This window comes from Nonomuraea sp. NPDC049709 (genome assembly GCF_040674815.1).
Lineage (GTDB): Bacteria > Actinomycetota > Actinomycetes > Streptosporangiales > Streptosporangiaceae > Nonomuraea.
Window position 1 is genome coordinate 1 of sequence record NZ_JBFANM010000047.1, and the last position, 16,369, is coordinate 16,369.

General features: G+C 70.3%; 15 protein-coding genes and 2 pseudogenes. 8 read left to right on the forward strand and 9 right to left on the reverse strand.

Features of this window, described 5'->3' with window-relative positions:
* Nucleotides 1-112 precede the first annotated feature (112 nt).
* The 5 genes and pseudogenes from manD to AB0J69_RS38170 form a co-directional block, all read right to left on the reverse strand.
* On the reverse strand, nt 113-1,312 hold the full coding sequence (gene manD, locus AB0J69_RS38150; protein WP_364127917.1) for a D-mannonate dehydratase ManD: 1,200 nt from the start codon (nt 1,310-1,312) through the stop codon (nt 113-115).
* 24 nt (nt 1,313-1,336) lie between these two features.
* Nucleotides 1,337-2,143: a carbohydrate ABC transporter permease gene (locus AB0J69_RS38155; RefSeq protein WP_364128125.1), complete on the reverse strand. Its 807-nt coding sequence runs from the start codon at nt 2,141-2,143 to the stop codon at nt 1,337-1,339.
* Nucleotides 2,140-3,081: a sugar ABC transporter permease gene (locus AB0J69_RS38160; protein WP_364127920.1), complete on the reverse strand. Its 942-nt coding sequence runs from the start codon at nt 3,079-3,081 to the stop codon at nt 2,140-2,142. The genes AB0J69_RS38155 and AB0J69_RS38160 overlap by 4 nt, the downstream gene beginning before the upstream one ends.
* A complete protein-coding gene (locus AB0J69_RS38165; protein ID WP_364127922.1) occupies nt 3,081-3,272 on the reverse strand; it encodes a hypothetical protein in 192 nt (63 codons plus the stop codon). Before AB0J69_RS38165 ends, AB0J69_RS38160 begins: the two co-directional genes overlap by 1 nt.
* Nucleotides 3,273-3,412: 140 nt before the next feature.
* Nucleotides 3,413-3,820: pseudogene (locus AB0J69_RS38170) on the reverse strand (extracellular solute-binding protein); the annotation flags it as partial.
* On the opposite strand from AB0J69_RS38170, the gene AB0J69_RS38175 reads away from it, so the two are divergent.
* A complete protein-coding gene (locus tag AB0J69_RS38175) occupies nt 3,708-4,070 on the forward strand; it encodes a hypothetical protein (RefSeq protein WP_364127925.1) in 363 nt (120 codons plus the stop codon). The pseudogene AB0J69_RS38170 and the gene AB0J69_RS38175 overlap by 113 nt on opposite strands.
* Nucleotides 4,071-4,091: 21 nt before the next feature.
* Here the strand turns inward: AB0J69_RS38175 and AB0J69_RS38180 are convergent, their stop codons facing one another.
* Nucleotides 4,092-4,877: a FadR/GntR family transcriptional regulator gene (locus AB0J69_RS38180; protein ID WP_364127928.1), complete on the reverse strand. Its 786-nt coding sequence runs from the start codon at nt 4,875-4,877 to the stop codon at nt 4,092-4,094.
* Between the two features lie 151 nt (nt 4,878-5,028).
* On the opposite strand from AB0J69_RS38180, the gene AB0J69_RS38185 reads away from it, so the two are divergent.
* The 7 genes and pseudogenes from AB0J69_RS38185 (at nt 5,029) to AB0J69_RS38215 (ending at nt 13,876) form a co-directional block, all read left to right on the forward strand.
* Entirely contained in the window at nt 5,029-6,024 is a 996-nt protein-coding gene (locus AB0J69_RS38185; protein ID WP_364127931.1) for a LacI family DNA-binding transcriptional regulator, read from the forward strand.
* A 359-nt stretch (nt 6,025-6,383) separates the two neighbouring features.
* A complete protein-coding gene (locus AB0J69_RS38190; RefSeq protein ID WP_364127933.1) occupies nt 6,384-7,697 on the forward strand; it encodes an extracellular solute-binding protein in 1,314 nt (437 codons plus the stop codon).
* 35 nt (nt 7,698-7,732) lie between these two features.
* Nucleotides 7,733-8,626 (forward strand): sugar ABC transporter permease, encoded by an 894-nt coding sequence (locus AB0J69_RS38195; protein WP_364127936.1) that lies wholly within the window; start codon nt 7,733-7,735, stop codon nt 8,624-8,626.
* Nucleotides 8,623-9,450, forward strand: coding sequence for a carbohydrate ABC transporter permease (locus AB0J69_RS38200; protein ID WP_364127939.1), 828 nt, complete (start codon nt 8,623-8,625; stop codon nt 9,448-9,450). The genes AB0J69_RS38195 and AB0J69_RS38200 overlap by 4 nt, the downstream gene beginning before the upstream one ends.
* Nucleotides 9,451-9,461: 11 nt before the next feature.
* Nucleotides 9,462-10,256: an alpha/beta fold hydrolase gene (locus tag AB0J69_RS38205; RefSeq protein WP_364127941.1), complete on the forward strand. Its 795-nt coding sequence runs from the start codon at nt 9,462-9,464 to the stop codon at nt 10,254-10,256.
* Between the two features lie 337 nt (nt 10,257-10,593).
* A pseudogene (locus tag AB0J69_RS38210) lies at nt 10,594-11,937 on the forward strand (glycosyl hydrolase); the annotation flags it as partial.
* 1,612 nt (nt 11,938-13,549) lie between these two features.
* Nucleotides 13,550-13,876: a MarR family transcriptional regulator gene (locus AB0J69_RS38215; protein WP_364128127.1), complete on the forward strand. Its 327-nt coding sequence runs from the start codon at nt 13,550-13,552 to the stop codon at nt 13,874-13,876.
* Nucleotides 13,877-13,973: 97 nt separating this feature from the next.
* Here the strand turns inward: AB0J69_RS38215 and AB0J69_RS38220 are convergent, their stop codons facing one another.
* From AB0J69_RS38220 to AB0J69_RS38230, 3 genes are all read right to left on the reverse strand, one after another.
* Nucleotides 13,974-14,951, reverse strand: a complete 978-nt coding sequence (locus tag AB0J69_RS38220; RefSeq protein WP_364127944.1) for an aldo/keto reductase — start codon at nt 14,949-14,951, stop codon at nt 13,974-13,976.
* Between the two features lie 2 nt (nt 14,952-14,953).
* A complete protein-coding gene (locus tag AB0J69_RS38225) occupies nt 14,954-15,340 on the reverse strand; it encodes a DUF2255 family protein (RefSeq protein WP_364127947.1) in 387 nt (128 codons plus the stop codon).
* 257 nt (nt 15,341-15,597) lie between these two features.
* Nucleotides 15,598-16,278, reverse strand: a complete 681-nt coding sequence (locus tag AB0J69_RS38230; RefSeq protein WP_364127950.1) for a helix-turn-helix transcriptional regulator — start codon at nt 16,276-16,278, stop codon at nt 15,598-15,600.
* Nucleotides 16,279-16,369 lie beyond the last annotated feature (91 nt).

Below are 16,369 nucleotides of genomic sequence, written 5' to 3' on the forward strand. Positions count from 1 at the left end.
GGGTCTGGCGCCCGATCCGATGGCGGCCTACGCGAAGTCCGGATATTTCGAGAAGATCGCCGCCGACCGGGTCGGCGGCCGGCAGGCCGGCTGGGACGCCTAGCCGCGGGCCTCACCAGTCGTGGATGGTGCCGTCCTGGAGCCGGTTGATCGGCAGGTACGCCGCCTCGTACGGGTGCGCGGCCGCCAGCTCCTCGTCGAGGCCGACACCGAGCCCCGGTGCTTCGCCCGGATGCAGGTGCCCGTCGGTGAAGGTGTAGGCGTGGGGGAACACCGCGTCGGTCAGCTCGGTGTAGCCGGCGTACTCCTGGATGCCGAAGTTGTGGATCGCCAGGTCCAGGTGGATGGCGGCGGCCATGCCGACGGGGGAGATGTCCTCGGGCCCGTGGACGGCGCTCTTGATCTGGTGCTGCGCGGCGAAGTCGAACAGCTTCCGCAGCGGTGACACGCCGCCGAAGTGGGTGACGGCCGAGCGTACGTAGTCGATGAGCTGCTCGCTGATCAGCGTCTGGTAGTCGAAGACGGTGTTGAACACCTCGCCGATGGCCAGCGGCGTGGTGGTGTGGGAGCGGACGAGGCGCAGTCCCTCCTGGTTCTCCGCCGGGGTGCAGTCCTCCAGCCAGAACAGGTCGTACGGCTCCAGGTCCTTGCCCAGCCGCGCCGCCTGGATCGGCGTGAGGCGGTGGTGGGCGTCGTGCAGCAGGGGCAGGCCGGGCCCGAACTCCTGGCGGACCGCGTCGAAGACCTTGGGCAGGTTGCGCAGGTAGGCGGCGGTGTCCCAGTCCTCCACCACCGGCCGGGCGCCCTGCGCGGCGTCCTGCGCGGGCCGGACACCGTACACGAGCTTGAGCCCCGGCACGCCCGTCTGCACGCGGATCGCGGGATAGCCCTCGGCCAGCCGCGCCCGGATCGAGTCGAACAGCTCGGGGATGTCCCGCCCGCTGGCGTGCCCGTACGTGCGCACGCGCTCGCGGCTCGCGCCGCCCAGCAGCTGGTACAGCGGGAGCCCGGCGACCTTGGCCTTGATGTCCCACAGCGCGACGTCCACGGCGGCGATCGCGGCCATCGTCACCGGCCCGCGCCGCCAGTACGCGCCCCGGTAGAGGGACTGCCAGGTGTCCTCGATGCGATGCGGATCGCTCCCCATCAGCAGCGGCACGACGTGGTCGCGCAGGTAGCTGGCCACGGCGAGCTCGCGCCCGTTGAGGGTGGCGTCGCCGAGGCCGGTGACGCCTTCGTCGGTCTCGATCCTCAGAGTGACGAAGTTGCGGCCAGGGCTGGTCAGGACCACCCTGGCGTCGACGATCTTCAATGCACTGCCTTTCATGAGACGGGGTCAGCCCTTCGTGGCCCCGGCGGTCAGCCCGGCGACGAGGTACTTCTGGCCGAGGACCGCGACGATGACGACCGGCACCGTCATGAGCGTGGCGGCGGCCATCAGACCGCCCCAGTCGGTGCTGGCGTAGGAGATGAAGTTGAACAGCGTCACCGGCGCGGTCTGGGTGTCCTCGTCGGAGAAGATGAGGGCGAACATGAAGTTGTTCCAGCTGAAGATGAACGCCAGCACGGACGCGGTCGTGGTGCCGGGTGCGGCCAGCGGCAGCGCGATGCGCCAGAAGGCGCCGAAGACGGTGAGCCCGTCGGTACGCGCGGCCTCCTCCAGCTCGACGGGCAGCCCCTCGAAGAACCCGATCATGATCCACAGGATCAGCGGCACGGAGACGAACATGTGGCTGAGCACCAGCACGGTGTAGCTGCCGACCAGCCCGGCCTGGGCGAACAGGTAGTACCAGGGCACGAGCAGCGAGATCGCCGGCACGATGCGCGCCACGAGGACGAGCGAGCCGGTGCGGTGCATCCGGAACCGCCCGACCGCCCAGGCGGCGGGCACGGCGATGATCGCGGACAGCACGGTGGACACCACGCCGACGATCAGGGAGTTGCGCAGCGAGGCGAGGACCTCGCCGTCGGCCAGGACGTTGCGGAAGTTGTCCAGCGTGGGGGCGAAGAGCAGTCCCACGCTCGGGTCGGTGACCTGGACGTTCGTCTTGAAGGCGGCGGCGAACATCCAGATGATCGGCAGGACGAAAGCCAGGCACACGACCGTGATGGCGATGCCCCGCAGCCAGGGGAGCATCCTCATGCGGACTTCCTTCCCGGGCGCCGCCGCAGCAGCACCACGACTCCGACGATGGCGAGGGTGAACAGGACCAGGACGGCCGAGGCCAGGCCGTATTCCTGGTAGTCGAAGGTCAGGCCGTAGGCGTAGACGTTGAGGGTCTCCACCTCGAAGTCCGAGCCGCCGCCCGGTCCCTTGGTGGCGTACAGGATGTCGAAGGTCTTGAGCGCGTCGATGGAGCGCAGCACGACGGCGGTGGCCAGCGTCGGGACGAGCATCGGCAGCACGACGTACCGGAAGCGCTGCCACACCCCGGCCCCGTCCACGTGCGCGGCCTCCTCGGGCTCCTCCGGCAGCGTGGACAGGCCCGCGAGCAGCAGCAGCGTCATCATGGGGGTCCACTGCCACACGTCGATGAGCATGAGGAGCGGCAGCGACTGGCTCACCGAGCCGAGGAACTCCTGCGGCGGCAGCCCGACGGAGGAGAGCAGGTGGTTGGCGATGCCGTTGGTGGGGTCGAGGATGAGCAGCCAGAGGATCCCCACCGCCACGGGGGTGGTCAGCAGGGGGACGATGAGCACCGTACGGACCCAGCGGCTGCCCCGGAACGGCTTGCGCATGAGCATGGCCAGCGCCAGGCCCAGCACGGTCTCGACCAGCACGGCGCCGACCGTGAACAGGGCGGTGCGCCCGACGGCCGGCCAGAAGCGGCGGGTGTCGGTGAGGGCGTCGCCGAAGTTCCGCAGGCCGGCGTGGTCGTTGCCGGCGTTCACCGCGCCGAAGGCGTCGGTCAGGCTGAGGTTCAGCGTGAAGAACAGCGGGAAGATGATCATCAACCCGACGAACGCGAGGGCCGGGGTGAGCATCGTCCACTTCAGGCGCCGGTTGGCCTGCTCGAACGAGCGCGGCTTGGCGCGGGCGGCGGGGCGGCCGAGCGCCGGCGCGGTCCGGGTGGCGGACATCAGCCCTCCCTGTGGCGGTTGTCGCGGACGAGGAAGTCGGCGAACTCGGCGTCGGCCTCGCGGGCGACCGGCGCCACCGGCTCGCCGAGGATGCCGGCCACCAGCGGGCGGCCGATGATGTCCCGGGCCCGGCCGACCTGCAGCACGTCGGGCCGGTCGAGCCCCAGGCCGATCCGCGCCTGCGCCTGCATGGTCGTGGCCAGGTCGGCCGGGAACGCGGCCAGCGTGGCCGGATCCGACCAGGCGGACTGCCGGGCGCGATGCTGACCGCGCCGCTGCGCTGCCCCCGGCCGACGAAGCCGAAGAGGTCGCCGCTCTGGCCGGAGAGCCGCAGTGCCGCCTCCATGAGCTCGTCGAGCGTCTCCGGCGCGCCCGTCAGGTCCTTGCGGTAGTAGAGGACCGGCCGCTCGGTCACCACCGGAACGCTCAGGACCTTCCGGGCGGTGACGGAGCGCTCCCGCGGCGCCTTGAGGAAGTCGGCCCAGTCATAGGCCAGGTCGCCCGTCACCAGGCCGGTGAGATCGGCCAGCCAGCCGTTGTGCGCGAAGAGCAACTGCTCCTGCAGCGCCCGGACCATCATCACGTCGATGTCCGTGGCCGAGGCGTTGAGCTTGACGTTGTAGCTGTTGGCGAGCTGGTCCGAGGTGAGCAGCGACATCGACACCCGGCGGCCGGCCCGCTCCTCGAACTCGGGGAGCAGCTTCCTGATCGCCTGCGACCAGACGTGGTTGATGGCCATGATCCGCAGCGGCGTGTTCGGGGAGGGCCTGCCGCTGCCGGCCGAGCAGCCCGCGAGCGCCGTCCCGCCGAGGGAGGCCGCGACCGACGCCGCGAGCCTGCCGAAGGAGCGGCGGCTGAGGTGGTGGCTGTGGGTGGACATGCTCATGGATCGGCTTTCTGCATCGGTACGTCCCTGCAGCTATGGTCCAACTGGTAGGACCAGTTGGACCATAGCAGTCGGAATTCACCATCGCCACTCCCGGATATGAGGGTGAGCTGGGACGGAGGAGCTAGCCGCGGCTCGTGGACCGGCTCAGCAACGTCTCGATGTGCTGCCTGGCCATCGCGTCGACGCTGACGTCGAGATCCTTGCCGTAGGTGCGCAGGCCGAGAGTGAGGTGCTCGCGCATGTAGCTGCGGGCCCGCTCGACGTCGCGGGCCACGATCGCCTCGAAGATCTCGGCGTGATGGGGGACACCGGGCTCGCCGATGCTCGGGTCGGAGTGCGAGCGGAGCATCATCTCGAACATCATGCCGCTGATCGACGACAGCATGATCCGCAGCACCGGATTGCCGCTGGCCTGCGCGATCGCGTCGTGGAAGTCGAGGTCGGCATGGGCCATGTCGACGACGTCGGTCGCCTTGAGCAGCGCGTCGTTGGCCCGCCCGATGACCGCGAGCTGCGCATCGTCGGCGCGCTCGGTCGCCAGCCCGACGATCTCCACCTCCAGCGGGATGCGGGCCTCGATGAGCTGGCGGACCGTGGGCCGGCCGGCCCGGTAGAGGGCGTCGTAGTTGCGCGCGTGCTGGGAGGACTGCTCCCTGACGAACGAACCCCGGCCGGGCGCCACCTCGATCAGGTGCTGCGCCTCCAGCCGTCGCAGCACCTCGCGCACGACGTTGCGGCTCGCGCCGAACTGGGCGGCCAGCTCGCGCTCGGACGGCAGCTTGGCGCCCACCTGGATCTCGCCGGATCGGATGTCGTGCTCCAGCTGACGCGCGATGCGCTCGGTCAGCAGCCCCCGGTAGGACTGTGGCACGTCCTGGCCCATCGGTGCTGGCAGGTCGGTGGGCATGCACCGAGGATACAGGAGGTCCCCTGCGGCGATATCGCCGTCCGTGACCGGTACCGGCTCGGAGATCCCGGGCTCGTACAATCGGACCACGCCTCGGAAATGGAGCTTCATGGTCACGCCTGGTCGCCGACGACGAGTGACGATCGCCGACGTGGCGAGCCACGCTCAGGTCTCCGTCACGGCGGTGTCCAAGGTGATCCGCAACGCCTACGGCGTCAGCCCGGCCATGAAAGACCGCGTCAAGACGGCCATCGAGGAGCTCGGCTACCGGCCGCAGGCCGTGGCCCGGGGGATGCGCGGCCGCACCTTCACGATCGGCCTGGTGCTGCCGCACATCAGGAACCCGTTCTTCGCCGACATCCTCGACGGCCTGACCGCCTACCTCGAGGACACCGACTACCAGGCGTTCATGATCCAGGGCGGCGCCACCAGAAAGGTCGAGCAGCGGGCGGTCGACGCCCTGATGGACCGGCAGGTGGACGGCATCATCATGGTCGCGCCCCTCGCCTCGAAGGCGCGCCTGGAGGAGGTGGCGAAGGAGAAGCCGACCGTGGTGCTCGCGCGTCACGAGCGGTCGTCCTTCTACGACTCGGTGTTCGACGACGACGAAGCGGGCGCCGAACTGGTCGTGAACCACCTCATCGAGCTGGGGCACCGCCGGATCGCGCACATCACCCACCAGGACGACAGCATCGCCCGGCCCGCCGACCTGCTGCACAACATCCGGTCGGCGACCTACGAACGCGTCATGACCGAGCACGGGCTCGCCGACGAGATCGCGGTCGCGACCAGCTTCTACAACGAGCAGGGCGGCTACGACGGCGCCCGCGAGCTGCTGGGCCGCACGGCGCGCCCGACGGCGATCTTCGCCGGAGCCGACCAGGCGGCGCTCGGCGCGCTCGCCGCGGTCCACGAGGCCGGCCTGTCCGTGCCGGCGGACGTCTCGGTCGCCGGCTACGACAACACCCACCTGGCCGCTCTGCCCAACATCGCGCTGACCAGCGTCGACCAGGACGGCGGCGAGATGGGCCGGGCCGCGGGCAAGCTCCTGCTGGAGCGCGTCGAGGGCCGCATGACACCGGTGCGCTTCTCCGTCACCCCGAGCCTGGTCGTCCGCGGCTCCACGGCGGCGCCACCCGCCGCGTAGCCCGGACTCGGACGCCTACCCGCTCGTGCCCGTGCGGGCGTTCCCGGGCGCGGTTACCTGCTCGCGCGGTGCGGGCGTTCCCGGTCCGGCCCGGCGGGCAGCCGCCGCGCGTCCCCGTCCTGTCGGATGTCCGCGTGGACATCATGCCCAGGGCGCCCGGCGGCGGATCATCGACCGCCGTCGCCCCACGGGAGGTCAGCGGGGGAAACGTTACTCGTAAGACTCATTCATTAGCGATTTCAGCTGCGAAAATCCTGGAAACCGTTACCCAAATCGAGTCTTGACACCCTTTCACGTAACGCCTACGTTAACCGCATCGGGGAATCGCTTAAAACGATTCAATAACCCTGGAGGGGTGTGTGAAGACCTCCCACCGCACGCTTGCCGCGGCCCTGGCCGTGCTCGCGACGGCGGCCCTTACCTCCTGCGGCTCCGGCCCCGGCTCCGACGCCGGGCCCGCGGCCGACGGCACCGTGACCCTGTCCTTCATGACCGGCAGCGACCAGTCGATCGTGGACACCTCCAAAGCCCTGGCCAACGCCTTCATGAAGGCCAACCCCACCATCAAGGTCGAGATGGAGCACCAGCCCGGCGGCAGCGAGGGCGACAACATCGTCAAGACCCGGCTGTCCACCGGCGAGATGACGGATGTGTTCTGGTACAACTCCGGCTCGCTGCTGCAGGCGCTCAACCCGGCCCAGACCCTCGTCGACCTCACCGGCGACCCCGTCCTGGCCAATGTCCAGCCCGAATACCTGCCCGTCGTGACGCAGGGCGGCAAGGTGTTCGGCGTCCCCGCCACCACGCTGACAGGCGGCGGCATCCTCTACAACCGCAAGGTGTACGAGCAGCTCAAGCTGGAGGTCCCCAAGACCTGGGCCGAGTTCATGGCCAACAACGACAAGATCAAGGCAGCCGGGATCACCCCGGTGATCAGCACCTTCAAGGACACCTGGACCTCGCAGATCTTCGTGCTCGCCGACTTCCACAACGTGCAGGCCGCGGTGCCGAACTTCGCGCAGGACTACACCGCGGGCAAGGTCAAGTACGCCACCACGCCCGCCGCGGCGGGCGGGTTCCAGCACCTGGCCGACGTGCACGCCAAGGACTACCTCAACAAGGGCTTCGGCTCGGCCACCCTCGACCAGGGCCTGAAGATGCTGGTGGAGGGCAAGGGCGCGCACTACGCGATGCTCAGCGGGCTGCTGCCGCCGCTGCTGGCGACCTACCCGCAGACGGCCACCGACGTCGGCCTCTTCGGCATCCCCGGCAACGACCCCGACCGGAGCGGCGCCACCGTCTGGGAGCCGAACGCCATCTACATCGCCAGGACCACCGAGAAGCTGGACGCGGCCAAGAAGTTCCTGGCCTTCGTCGCCTCGCCGGCCGGCACGGAGGCGGTGACCGCGGCCGTGCGGCCGTCCGGCCCGTACCGCATCAAGGGCTCGAAACTGCCCGACGACGCCATCCAGGTGGCCAAGGACCTGCAGGCCTACATCGACAAGGGTGCCACCACGCCGGCGCTGGAGTTCCTGTCGCCCATCAAGGGCCCGTCGCTGGAGCAGATCACGGTCGCCGTCGGCTCCGGGCTGACGCCGCCCGCCGAGGGGGCCGCCCAGTACGACAAGGACGTGGAGAAGCAGGCCAAGCAGTTGGGGCTCGCGGGGTGGTGACGAGGCAACACGCCGGGTCCCGCACGGGGCCCGGCGTGGCTCCCGGGCAACGGCACGCCCGCCCGGCGGCCAGGCGCAGGTCGGCCTACCCGTACGCGCTGTACGCCCCGGCCGCCGTCGTCTACCTGGTGATCTTCCTGGTGCCGACGGCCATGGCCTTCTACTTCGCGCTCACCCGCTGGACCCTGTTCGACAGCACCTTCGTCGGCCTGGAGAACTTCCGCGACTTCCTGGCCGAGCAGAACCTGCGCATCGGCTTCCAGAACACGATCGTCTACGCCGTGGTCACCAGCGGCCTGAAGGTCGTGCTGGGGCTGCTGCTCGGCGTGCTGCTCACCTCCCGGCTGCGGCTGCGCGGCTTCCTGCGCTCGGTGGTGTTCTTCCCGGTGCTGGTCTCCACCGTCGCGGTCGGCATCACCTTCAGCGCCCTGCTGCGCCCGGACACCGGCCTGGTCAACCGGGCCCTCGCCGTGGTCGGCATCGACGGCCCCGACTGGCTCGGCGACGCGAACTCGGCGCTGCTGTCGGTGGCGCTGGTGGACGTGTGGAAGGGGGTCGGCCTGGCCACCGTCATCTACATCGCCGGGATCATGTCGATCCCCCGGGACTACTTCCAGGCCGTGGCGGTGGACGGCGGGGGCGCCTGGCACCGGTTCCGGCACGTGACGCTGCCGCTGTCCTGGCCGGCCACGTACTCGGTGATCATCCTGTCGTTCATCGGCGGGCTGCGCTCGTTCGACCTCATCTGGACGATGACCCGCGGCGGACCGGGCTTCACCAGCGACACCATCGCCTCGATCATCTACAAGCAGTACCAGGCCGGCTTCTTCGGCCTGTCCACCGCGGGCAACGTGCTGCTGTTCCTCGTCGTCACCGCCATCGTCGTCCCGCTCAACTACTTCCTCGGCAGGAGGCAGGTCGCCGCATGAGAACGCTGAAGAGGCTCAGCGCCGAGACGGTCGCGCTGGTCCTGGCCACCGTGATCTTCCTGGTCCCGTTCTCGTTCATGCTGCTGACCGCCGTCAAGGACCGGGCGCAGGCCGCGGATCTGGACTTCGCCTGGCCGGCGAGCTGGCCGGTCGTGCGGAACTTCCTGGACGTGGTCGAGGCGCGCGACTACGTGCTGCTGCGAGCCTTCGTCAACAGCACCGTCCTCACCGTCGCCTCCGTGGCGCTGATCGTCGTCTTCGCCGCCATGGCCGCGTTCGTGCTGCAGCGCCGGGCGGGCAAGATCGGGTCGCTGGCGAACTTCCTGGTGCTGTCCGGGCTGATCATCCCGCCCGCGATCGTGCCCACGATCTGGCTGCTGCAGGGGATCGGCCTGTTCAAGACGCTGCCGGGGCTGATCCTGGTCGAGGTCGCCTACGGGCTGTCGTACGCGGTGCTGCTGTTCCGGGCGTTCATCGCGGCCGTCCCGCGCGAGCTGGACGAGGCCGCCCAGATCGACGGCTGCACCGGGCTCACCCTGTTCTTCCGCGTCATCTTCCCGCTGCTGCGGCCCGTCACCATCACGGTCATCCTGACCACGTCGGTGGCCGTCTTCAACGACTTCGTCAACCCGCTCTACTTCACCCCGGGCGATGAGAACGCCACCGTGCAGGTCACCCTCTACAACTTCCAGAGCCAGTACAGCACCCAGTGGAACCTGCTGTTCATGGACATCGTCCTGATCACGATCCCGCCGCTGCTGCTGTTCGTCCTCTTCAACCGCAAGATCGTCGCCGGCATGACGGCCGGCGCCATCAAGGGATGACGGGCGGTCCGATGATCCACGCTCACGAGTTCCGGCACGAAGGGCTGACGCTGCGGGCCACGGTGCACCTTCCCGAGGGAGACCGGCCCGCGACCGGCTGGCCGGTCGTGGTGTTCGTCCACGGGTTCGCCAACAACCGGATGGAGAGCCGCTCGTTCGTCCTGATGGCACGGCAGCTGGCGGACGCCGGCTGCGCGTCCGTCCGGTTCGACCTGTCCGGGCACGGGGAGAGCGACGGCGACTTCTTCGACGTCACCGTCACCGGCGAGATAGCCGAGACCCGGTCCGTCGTACGCGCCGTGCGCGGCTCCGACTTCGCCGACCCCGACCGGATCGGCCTGGTCGGGATGAGCATGGGCGGTGTCGTCGCCGGGATCGTGGCCGCCGAGGAGCCCGGCGTCCGCGCCGCGTGCCTGTGGTCGCCGGCCGCCGTCGCCCCCTTCGAAGTGGGCGCCGGCCACCTCAAGGGCCGCGACATCGGCGCCGAGATCAAGGAGCAGGGCTACTTCGACGCCGACGGCCACCGGATGAGCCCGGCCCTGGTCGCGGACATCGCCGACCTCGACGTCTACGGCCGGTCCCGCCCCTACGCCGGGCCCGTACGCATCATCCACGGGGACCAGGACGACATCGCGCCCGTCTCCTACGCCCGCCGCTACCTCGACCACTACGACGGCAACGCGGAGCTGGAGGTGGTCGAAGGCGCCGACCACGGCTGGTCCACCGTGCCCCACCGCAGCCGGCTGCACCGGTCCACGCTGCGGTTCTTCCTGAAGACCCTCTCATGTCCGATGGACACTTTCTAGTTTCCTCAGGACATTGCTTAGGAGTGCGGCACAGCCTAAGTTCTGTCCCATAGCGATCTCACCTCCAGGGGGACACATGTCACTTGACGACCTCACCCGGCTGGTCGCCGTCCCGTCCGTCGAGTTCCGGCCCGAGTTGCGCTGGTGGCTGGCCGAAGGGCTGCACACCGACGAGACCCTGGTACGCGAGATCGACACCGCGCACAAGCTCGGTTTCGGCGGGATGGAGTTCCTCGCCATGGACGAGGACGGCATCGACCACGCCCGCTACGGCTGGGGCTCGGAGGAGTGGACGCACGACTCCCACGTGGTGGTGGAGGAGACGACCAGGCGGAGCATGGCGGTGAGCTTCACCTCCGGCACGAACTGGGCGAACGCGAACCTCCCCACCATCCACCCCGATCACCCGGCCGCCGCGCAGGAACTCGACGTGGCCACAGAGGACCTCGGCCCCGCCGGCTCGCGCCGCGGGCCGCTCCCGCGCGTGGACCTCGACGCCGAGCCGCCCGTGACCCACATTCCCGGTCACCGCGGCAAGGTCACCGAGCAGCGTCTGGTGGCCGTCGTGGCGGCGCGCGTGCTGGAGACCACCCAGGCGGGCACGATCCTCGACCTCGAATCCGTCGCCGACCTCACCGGCCAGGTGCGCGACGAGACGCTGGACTGGCAGGCCCCGGCCGACGGCGACTGGCGGTTGTTCGTGCTGTGGACGCACGGCACCGGGCAGACCGCCTCGCCCTCGGCGTCGGTCAACTACACCGTCAACTACCTGGACCGGGACGGTGTCGAGGCGGTCATCGACTACTGGGACACGGTCGTGCTCACCCCGGAGCTGCGCGAGCGGATCGGCCGCAACCCGCGGGTGCAGATGTACATGGACTCCCTGGAGCTGTCGACCTACGGCGCCGGTGGCCTGTTCTGGGGGCGTACCGTCGCCGCCGAGTTCCGGGCCCGCCGCGGCTACGACATCACTCCATGGCTGCCGTTCCTGCTGCGCAGCGTGCCGTTCATGGCGGTCAGCACGACGTACCACTACGACGTGCGCGAGGAGCACCGCGGCACCGTCGAGAAGGTGCGCTTCGACTACGTGCGCACGCTCACCGACCTCTACATCGAGAACATGCTGCGCCCGTTCGCCGCGTTCCTGCACGAGCACGGGATCGGGCTGCGCGCCGAGATCAGCTACGGGCTGCCGTTCGAGCTCACCCGGCCCGGCCCGGAGGTCGACGGGATCGAGAACGAGTCCCTGGAGTTCGGCGCGCAGATCGACGCCTACCGCCTGATGGCCGGCCCGGCCCACCTGTTCGGCAAGCAGTACTCCTCCGAGACCGGCGCGACCACCCGCAACCACATCCTCGACCACCGCTTCTACGACCAGATCATCGCCACCCAGCTCGCGGCCGGCATCACCAGGACCGTGCTGCACGGCTGGGCGAGCACCGCGGGCGCGCCCGGCGCCACCACCTGGCCCGGGCACGAGGGCATGTGGTCGCGCTTCTCCGAGCGGTTCGACACCCGCCAGCCCGCCGCCGAGTTCTACCCGCTGTGGAACCAGGCGATCGGCCGCTACCAGGCCGTCCTGCGCCAGGGCCGGCCCCGCATCGACGTGGGGATCCTGCGGACCGACCACTTCACCGACAACACCTGCGGCGTGGCCCTGTACGACGAGGAGGGCCGGCGCATCCCGGACGAGGACGCCTACGGGCGCAGGTGGATGCGCGACCGGCAGAACCACTGGTGGCAGGACCTGGGCATGCAGGACGCCGGATGGACGTACGAGTTCTTCGACGGATCGCTCCTGCTGCGCGAGGAGGTCTCGTTCGCCGGCGGGCTCGTCCAGCCCGGCGGCCCCGGCTACCAGGCGCTCATCGTCTACCAGGAGACCCTGGACGCGGACGTGGCGGCGGGGCTCCTGCGGTGGGCCCGCGACGGCCTGAAGCTCCTCGTCGTCAACGGCGCCCGCGAGCTCAAGTGGCTCGTCGCCGGACAGCACACCACCCACCACCGGGCCGCCGCCCGTACCCCGGGCCTGGACGGCCGCGACGACGAGCTCGCCCGGACGATGGCGGCCCTGCGCGCCCTCCCGAACGTCGCCGAGGTGCACGATCCCGCCCACACCGTCGGGGCGCTGCGCGAGCTCGGCGTCACCGGACGTGCCGAGTTCACCGCCGACAACCCCGACGTCCTGAGCCACCTGCGCGAGGACGGCGATCTGCTGCACCTGTACCTGTACCACTTCCGCTACGAGAGCGGCGAGCCGACCACGGTCGAGGTCGCCCTGCCGGGCACCGGCGCCGCCCACCGGATCGACGCCTGGACCGGCGACCTCCGGCCGCACCTCGGCGTCCGGCACGACGCGGGCCGCACGATCGTCACCGTGACCCTGGCCCCCGGCCAGACGGCGCTGCTCACCCTCGACCGCTCGGCGGCGCAGCCCGCCGGCTCCGACCCCGTCACGCCCGAGCCGGTGCGGGAGATCGCCGAGTGGACGATCGTCGTCGAGAGCTGGGACGCCGGTGAGGTCGAGGTCATCACCGAGGACCGCGGGCTCGGCTACGAGACCCGCGAGGAGCGGCCCCCGCACGGCCGTCACCCGCCTCGACGCCGGCCACGGCCCGCTGCGGCCGTGGAAGGACCTGCCCCAGGTGGGCCCGGAGGTCAGCGGCGTCGGCGAGTACACCGCCACCTTCACCCTCGACCAGGTCGCCGGGGCCAGGTATGTCCTCGACCTCGGATCGACCGCCGGCGCCCTGGGATCCGTGCGGGTCAACGCGGGCGCGGCCAAGGGCTTCGACACCTCCGTGCCCCGCGTCGACGTCACCGCCGACCTGCGGCCGGGCGAGAACACGGTCACGGTCCGGGTCTCCAGCTCGCTGAACAACCGGCTGCTCGCCCGCGGCTACTACGACGGCGTGCCCGACGTGGTCGCGTCCTTCACCGGGGCCGACGAGACGCAGCGGACGACGGTCCACGAGCACGGGCTGCTCGGACCGGTGCGGCTGCTGCGCGAAGCGGCAGCGGCCGGCAAGTAGGGTTTCGGGAAGCCGGAACGCACAACAGCAGAGGTGAGGCGCATCGTGGCCCGCGCGCAACGCTACGAGCTGGACGATCAGGACATCGACCTGTCACCCGTCATCGCGCCCGACCCCCTGGACCCGAGGGTCTCCTTGACCTCGATCATCCACTGGGCCGACAGTCTCCCCGTGCGGCTGTCCGTCATGACCGCCGTCGACTTCCCGGTGCACGACGTGTCGATGTTCCTCGTCGTCAACCAGCTCAGCTACCGGGGAGCGATGCGCCCGAGCGAGCTCGCGGAGACCCTGGGCACGGGACGGGCGAACATCTCCAAGATCGCGCACCGCCTCGACACCGCGGGCCTCATCCTGCGGGTGCGCGAGCCCTCCGACGAGCGCAGCGTGCTGCTCGCGCTGACTCCCCGCGGCCGGGAGATCGGGGAGCGGATCATGACACACGTCCAGCAGACCTTCGACGAGGCCCTCGCCCACTGGAGCGAGGAGGATGTGACCGACCTCAAACGCCTCCTCGCTCGCCTGGCCCGCGACACGGTGTGGGTGCGGCAGGCGCCACGAGGGCGCATCGCGCCAGGACGAGCCCGATGATCGCCGCGAGCGGACCGCCCCGGGCGCGCATCGCTCCTCGACGGTGACGCGCTCACCCCACTGTTTCTCGGGCCCGCCGGGCTGACCCCCGGGGGCCTCAGCGTTGGATCATCCGCATCTGCTCCTCGTTGTGGTCGTCACCGGCGGCCGGGGGCAGGTTGTCGAGCTTGGCGAGCTGGTCGGCGGTCAGCCGGACGGAGTCGGCGGCCACGTTCTCCTCCAGCCGCGAGACCCGCTTGGTGCCGGGGATCGGGGCGATGTGCTCGCCCTTGGCCAGCAGCCAGGCCAGGGCGACCTGCGCCGGGGTGACGCCCGCCGCGGCGGCGACCGCCCGCACCTCGTCGGCGAGGGCCAGGTTACGCCGGAAGTTCTCGCCCATGAACCGCGGGCTGGTCCTGCGCCAGTCGGTGTCGTCGAACTCCTCGGGCGAACGGATCGCGCCGGTCAGGAAGCCGTGCCCGAGCGGCGAGTACGGCACGAAGCCGATGCCCAGCTCGCGCAGCACCGGCAGCACCCGCTGATCCACGTCCCGGGTCCACAGGGAGTACTCCGACTGCACGGCGGTGACCGGGTGCACGGCGTGGGCGCGCCGGATCGTCTCCGGCCCGGCCTCGGACAGGCCGATGTGGCGGACCTTGCCCTCCTCGACCAGTTCGGCCAGGGCGCCGGCGGTGTCCTCGATCGGGGTGTCCGGGTCGACGCGGTGCTGGTAGTACAGGTCGATGTAGTCGGTGTCCAGGCGCCGGAGCGAGCCCTCGACGGCGGTGCGGACGCTGGCCGGGCTGCTGTCGAGGCTGCCGGGGCCGCGGCCGGTGTGTGAGATCATGCCGAACTTGGTCGCCACGACGACCTGGTCGCGGCGGCCCTTCAGGGCCTTGCCGACGAGCTCCTCGTTGGCGTACGGGCCGTAGACCTCGGCGGTGTCGAGGAAGGTGACGCCCAGGTCCAGCGCGCGGTGGATGGTGCGGACGGACTCGGCGTCGTCGCTGCCGGCGCCGGTGTAACCGAAGGACATGCCCATCGCGCCCAGGCCGATGCGGGAGACGTCCAGGTCTTTCAGGGTGGTGTGCCTCATGGTCACCTTTCGGGGACGAGTCTGATCGTCGCGTCTCGTGAGCCGGGGTTGACGACGCCGTCGATGATGTTGGCGCCGTAGCGGCGGTACTTGGTGCGGTAGACCTCGTCGATCTGGTCGTGGACGGCTGCGTCGGCGGGTCCGGCGTCGGCGAAGGTGACGTCCGCCTCGACGCCGCCGGCCGAGATGCGGCCCTGGCGACGGGTCTGGGTACCGCGGTACCAGGCGCCGGACCGGCCGTTCATGCAACGGACATAGAGCTCGTCACCTACGCGGACCACCCATATCGTCACGGGTGGGCGCAGCGTGCCGTCGTCGCGCCGGGAGGCGAGCTCCAGTTCTTCGGCGTAGCCGATCGTGCTCAGTTCGTCGCCGGTCCAGGTAGCCATCGCGGACGCCTCCTTCGGGTCAGGGCTGGACGGGGACCTACCCGCGCCCGGTCTCAGCCGGGTGACCGGCACGCCTGGCGGAGGTCCGTTGTCGGTAAATCCATGCCTGCTCCCGCCGCTCGTCGGGCGTGCCGGGCGATCCGGCCGACGTCTTCCCTGGTCAACCCCATCAAAGTCGCTCGCTCGGACATGCGGCAGGGCCTGCCGTTACAGGTAATGACAGAACCCCCATCCCCGCCGGCAGGGATGGGCACGGGTCAGGTCTGGTCCTGCGCCTCGGCGAGGTCCTGCGTGGCCGCCCAGCTGGCGAGCATCTTGAGCCCGTCGGCGGTGGGGCTGCCGGGGGTGGCGGTGTAGACGTTGAGGGTCAGGCCGGGCTCGGAGGGCAGCTCCATCGATTCGAAGTCGAGGTCGAGCTGCCCGACCACCGGGTGCCGCAGCCGTTTCCGGCCGCTGCGGTGGAACTGCACGTCGTGGGAGGCCCAGCGCTGCCGGAAGACCTCGCTCTGCGTCGACAGCTCGCCGACCAGCTCGATCAGCGCCCGGTCGTGCGGGTTACGGCCCGCCTCCAGCCGGAGCATGGCGGCGGCGTCGTTGGCGACCCGATCCCAGTCGACGAAGAACTCGCGCGCGGCCGGGTCGAGGTAGACGAACCGGGTGGTGTTCGCCGGGCGGCGCGGATCGGCCAGGACGGGGGAGTAGAGGGCGCGGGCCAGGGCGTCCAGCACGCTGTCGGAGGCGCCGGAGAGGTTCCCCCGCTCCATGCGGACGTAGTAGTCGATGGAGACGCCGGCGAGCATCGCGACCTCCTCCCGCCGCAGTCCCTTGACCCGGCGGTTGCCGCCGTACGCGGGCAGTCCCGCCTGCTCCGGGGTGATGCGCGCCCGGCGCGAGCCGAGAAACTCGCGGACCTCGGCGCGGTGCTCGATCTGGCCCATAACCCCAGGGTAGGCAGCTTTGCCCCTTTCGCCGCGGGCGCGCAGGGCTTATAAGTAAGTATCTAGTTCGTTCGTTAATCGACGCCAGGAA

Coding starts and splice junctions, on each gene's coding strand:
- AB0J69_RS38230 (WP_364127950.1), bottom strand. CDS start 16,278: ATGGGCCAGATCGAGCACCGCGCCGAGGTCCGCGAGTTTCTCGGCTCG.
- AB0J69_RS38165 (WP_364127922.1), bottom strand. CDS start 3,272: ATGCAGGCGCAGGCGCGGATCGGCCTGGGGCTCGACCGGCCCGACGTG.
- AB0J69_RS38225 (WP_364127947.1), bottom strand. CDS start 15,340: ATGGCTACCTGGACCGGCGACGAACTGAGCACGATCGGCTACGCCGAA.
- AB0J69_RS38220 (WP_364127944.1), bottom strand. CDS start 14,951: ATGAGGCACACCACCCTGAAAGACCTGGACGTCTCCCGCATCGGCCTG.
- AB0J69_RS38205 (WP_364127941.1), top strand. CDS start 9,462: ATGATCCACGCTCACGAGTTCCGGCACGAAGGGCTGACGCTGCGGGCC.
- AB0J69_RS38160 (WP_364127920.1), bottom strand. CDS start 3,081: ATGTCCGCCACCCGGACCGCGCCGGCGCTCGGCCGCCCCGCCGCCCGC.
- AB0J69_RS38155 (WP_364128125.1), bottom strand. CDS start 2,143: ATGAGGATGCTCCCCTGGCTGCGGGGCATCGCCATCACGGTCGTGTGC.
- AB0J69_RS38215 (WP_364128127.1), top strand. CDS start 13,550: ATGCGCCCGAGCGAGCTCGCGGAGACCCTGGGCACGGGACGGGCGAAC.
- AB0J69_RS38200 (WP_364127939.1), top strand. CDS start 8,623: ATGAGAACGCTGAAGAGGCTCAGCGCCGAGACGGTCGCGCTGGTCCTG.
- AB0J69_RS38180 (WP_364127928.1), bottom strand. CDS start 4,877: ATGCCCACCGACCTGCCAGCACCGATGGGCCAGGACGTGCCACAGTCC.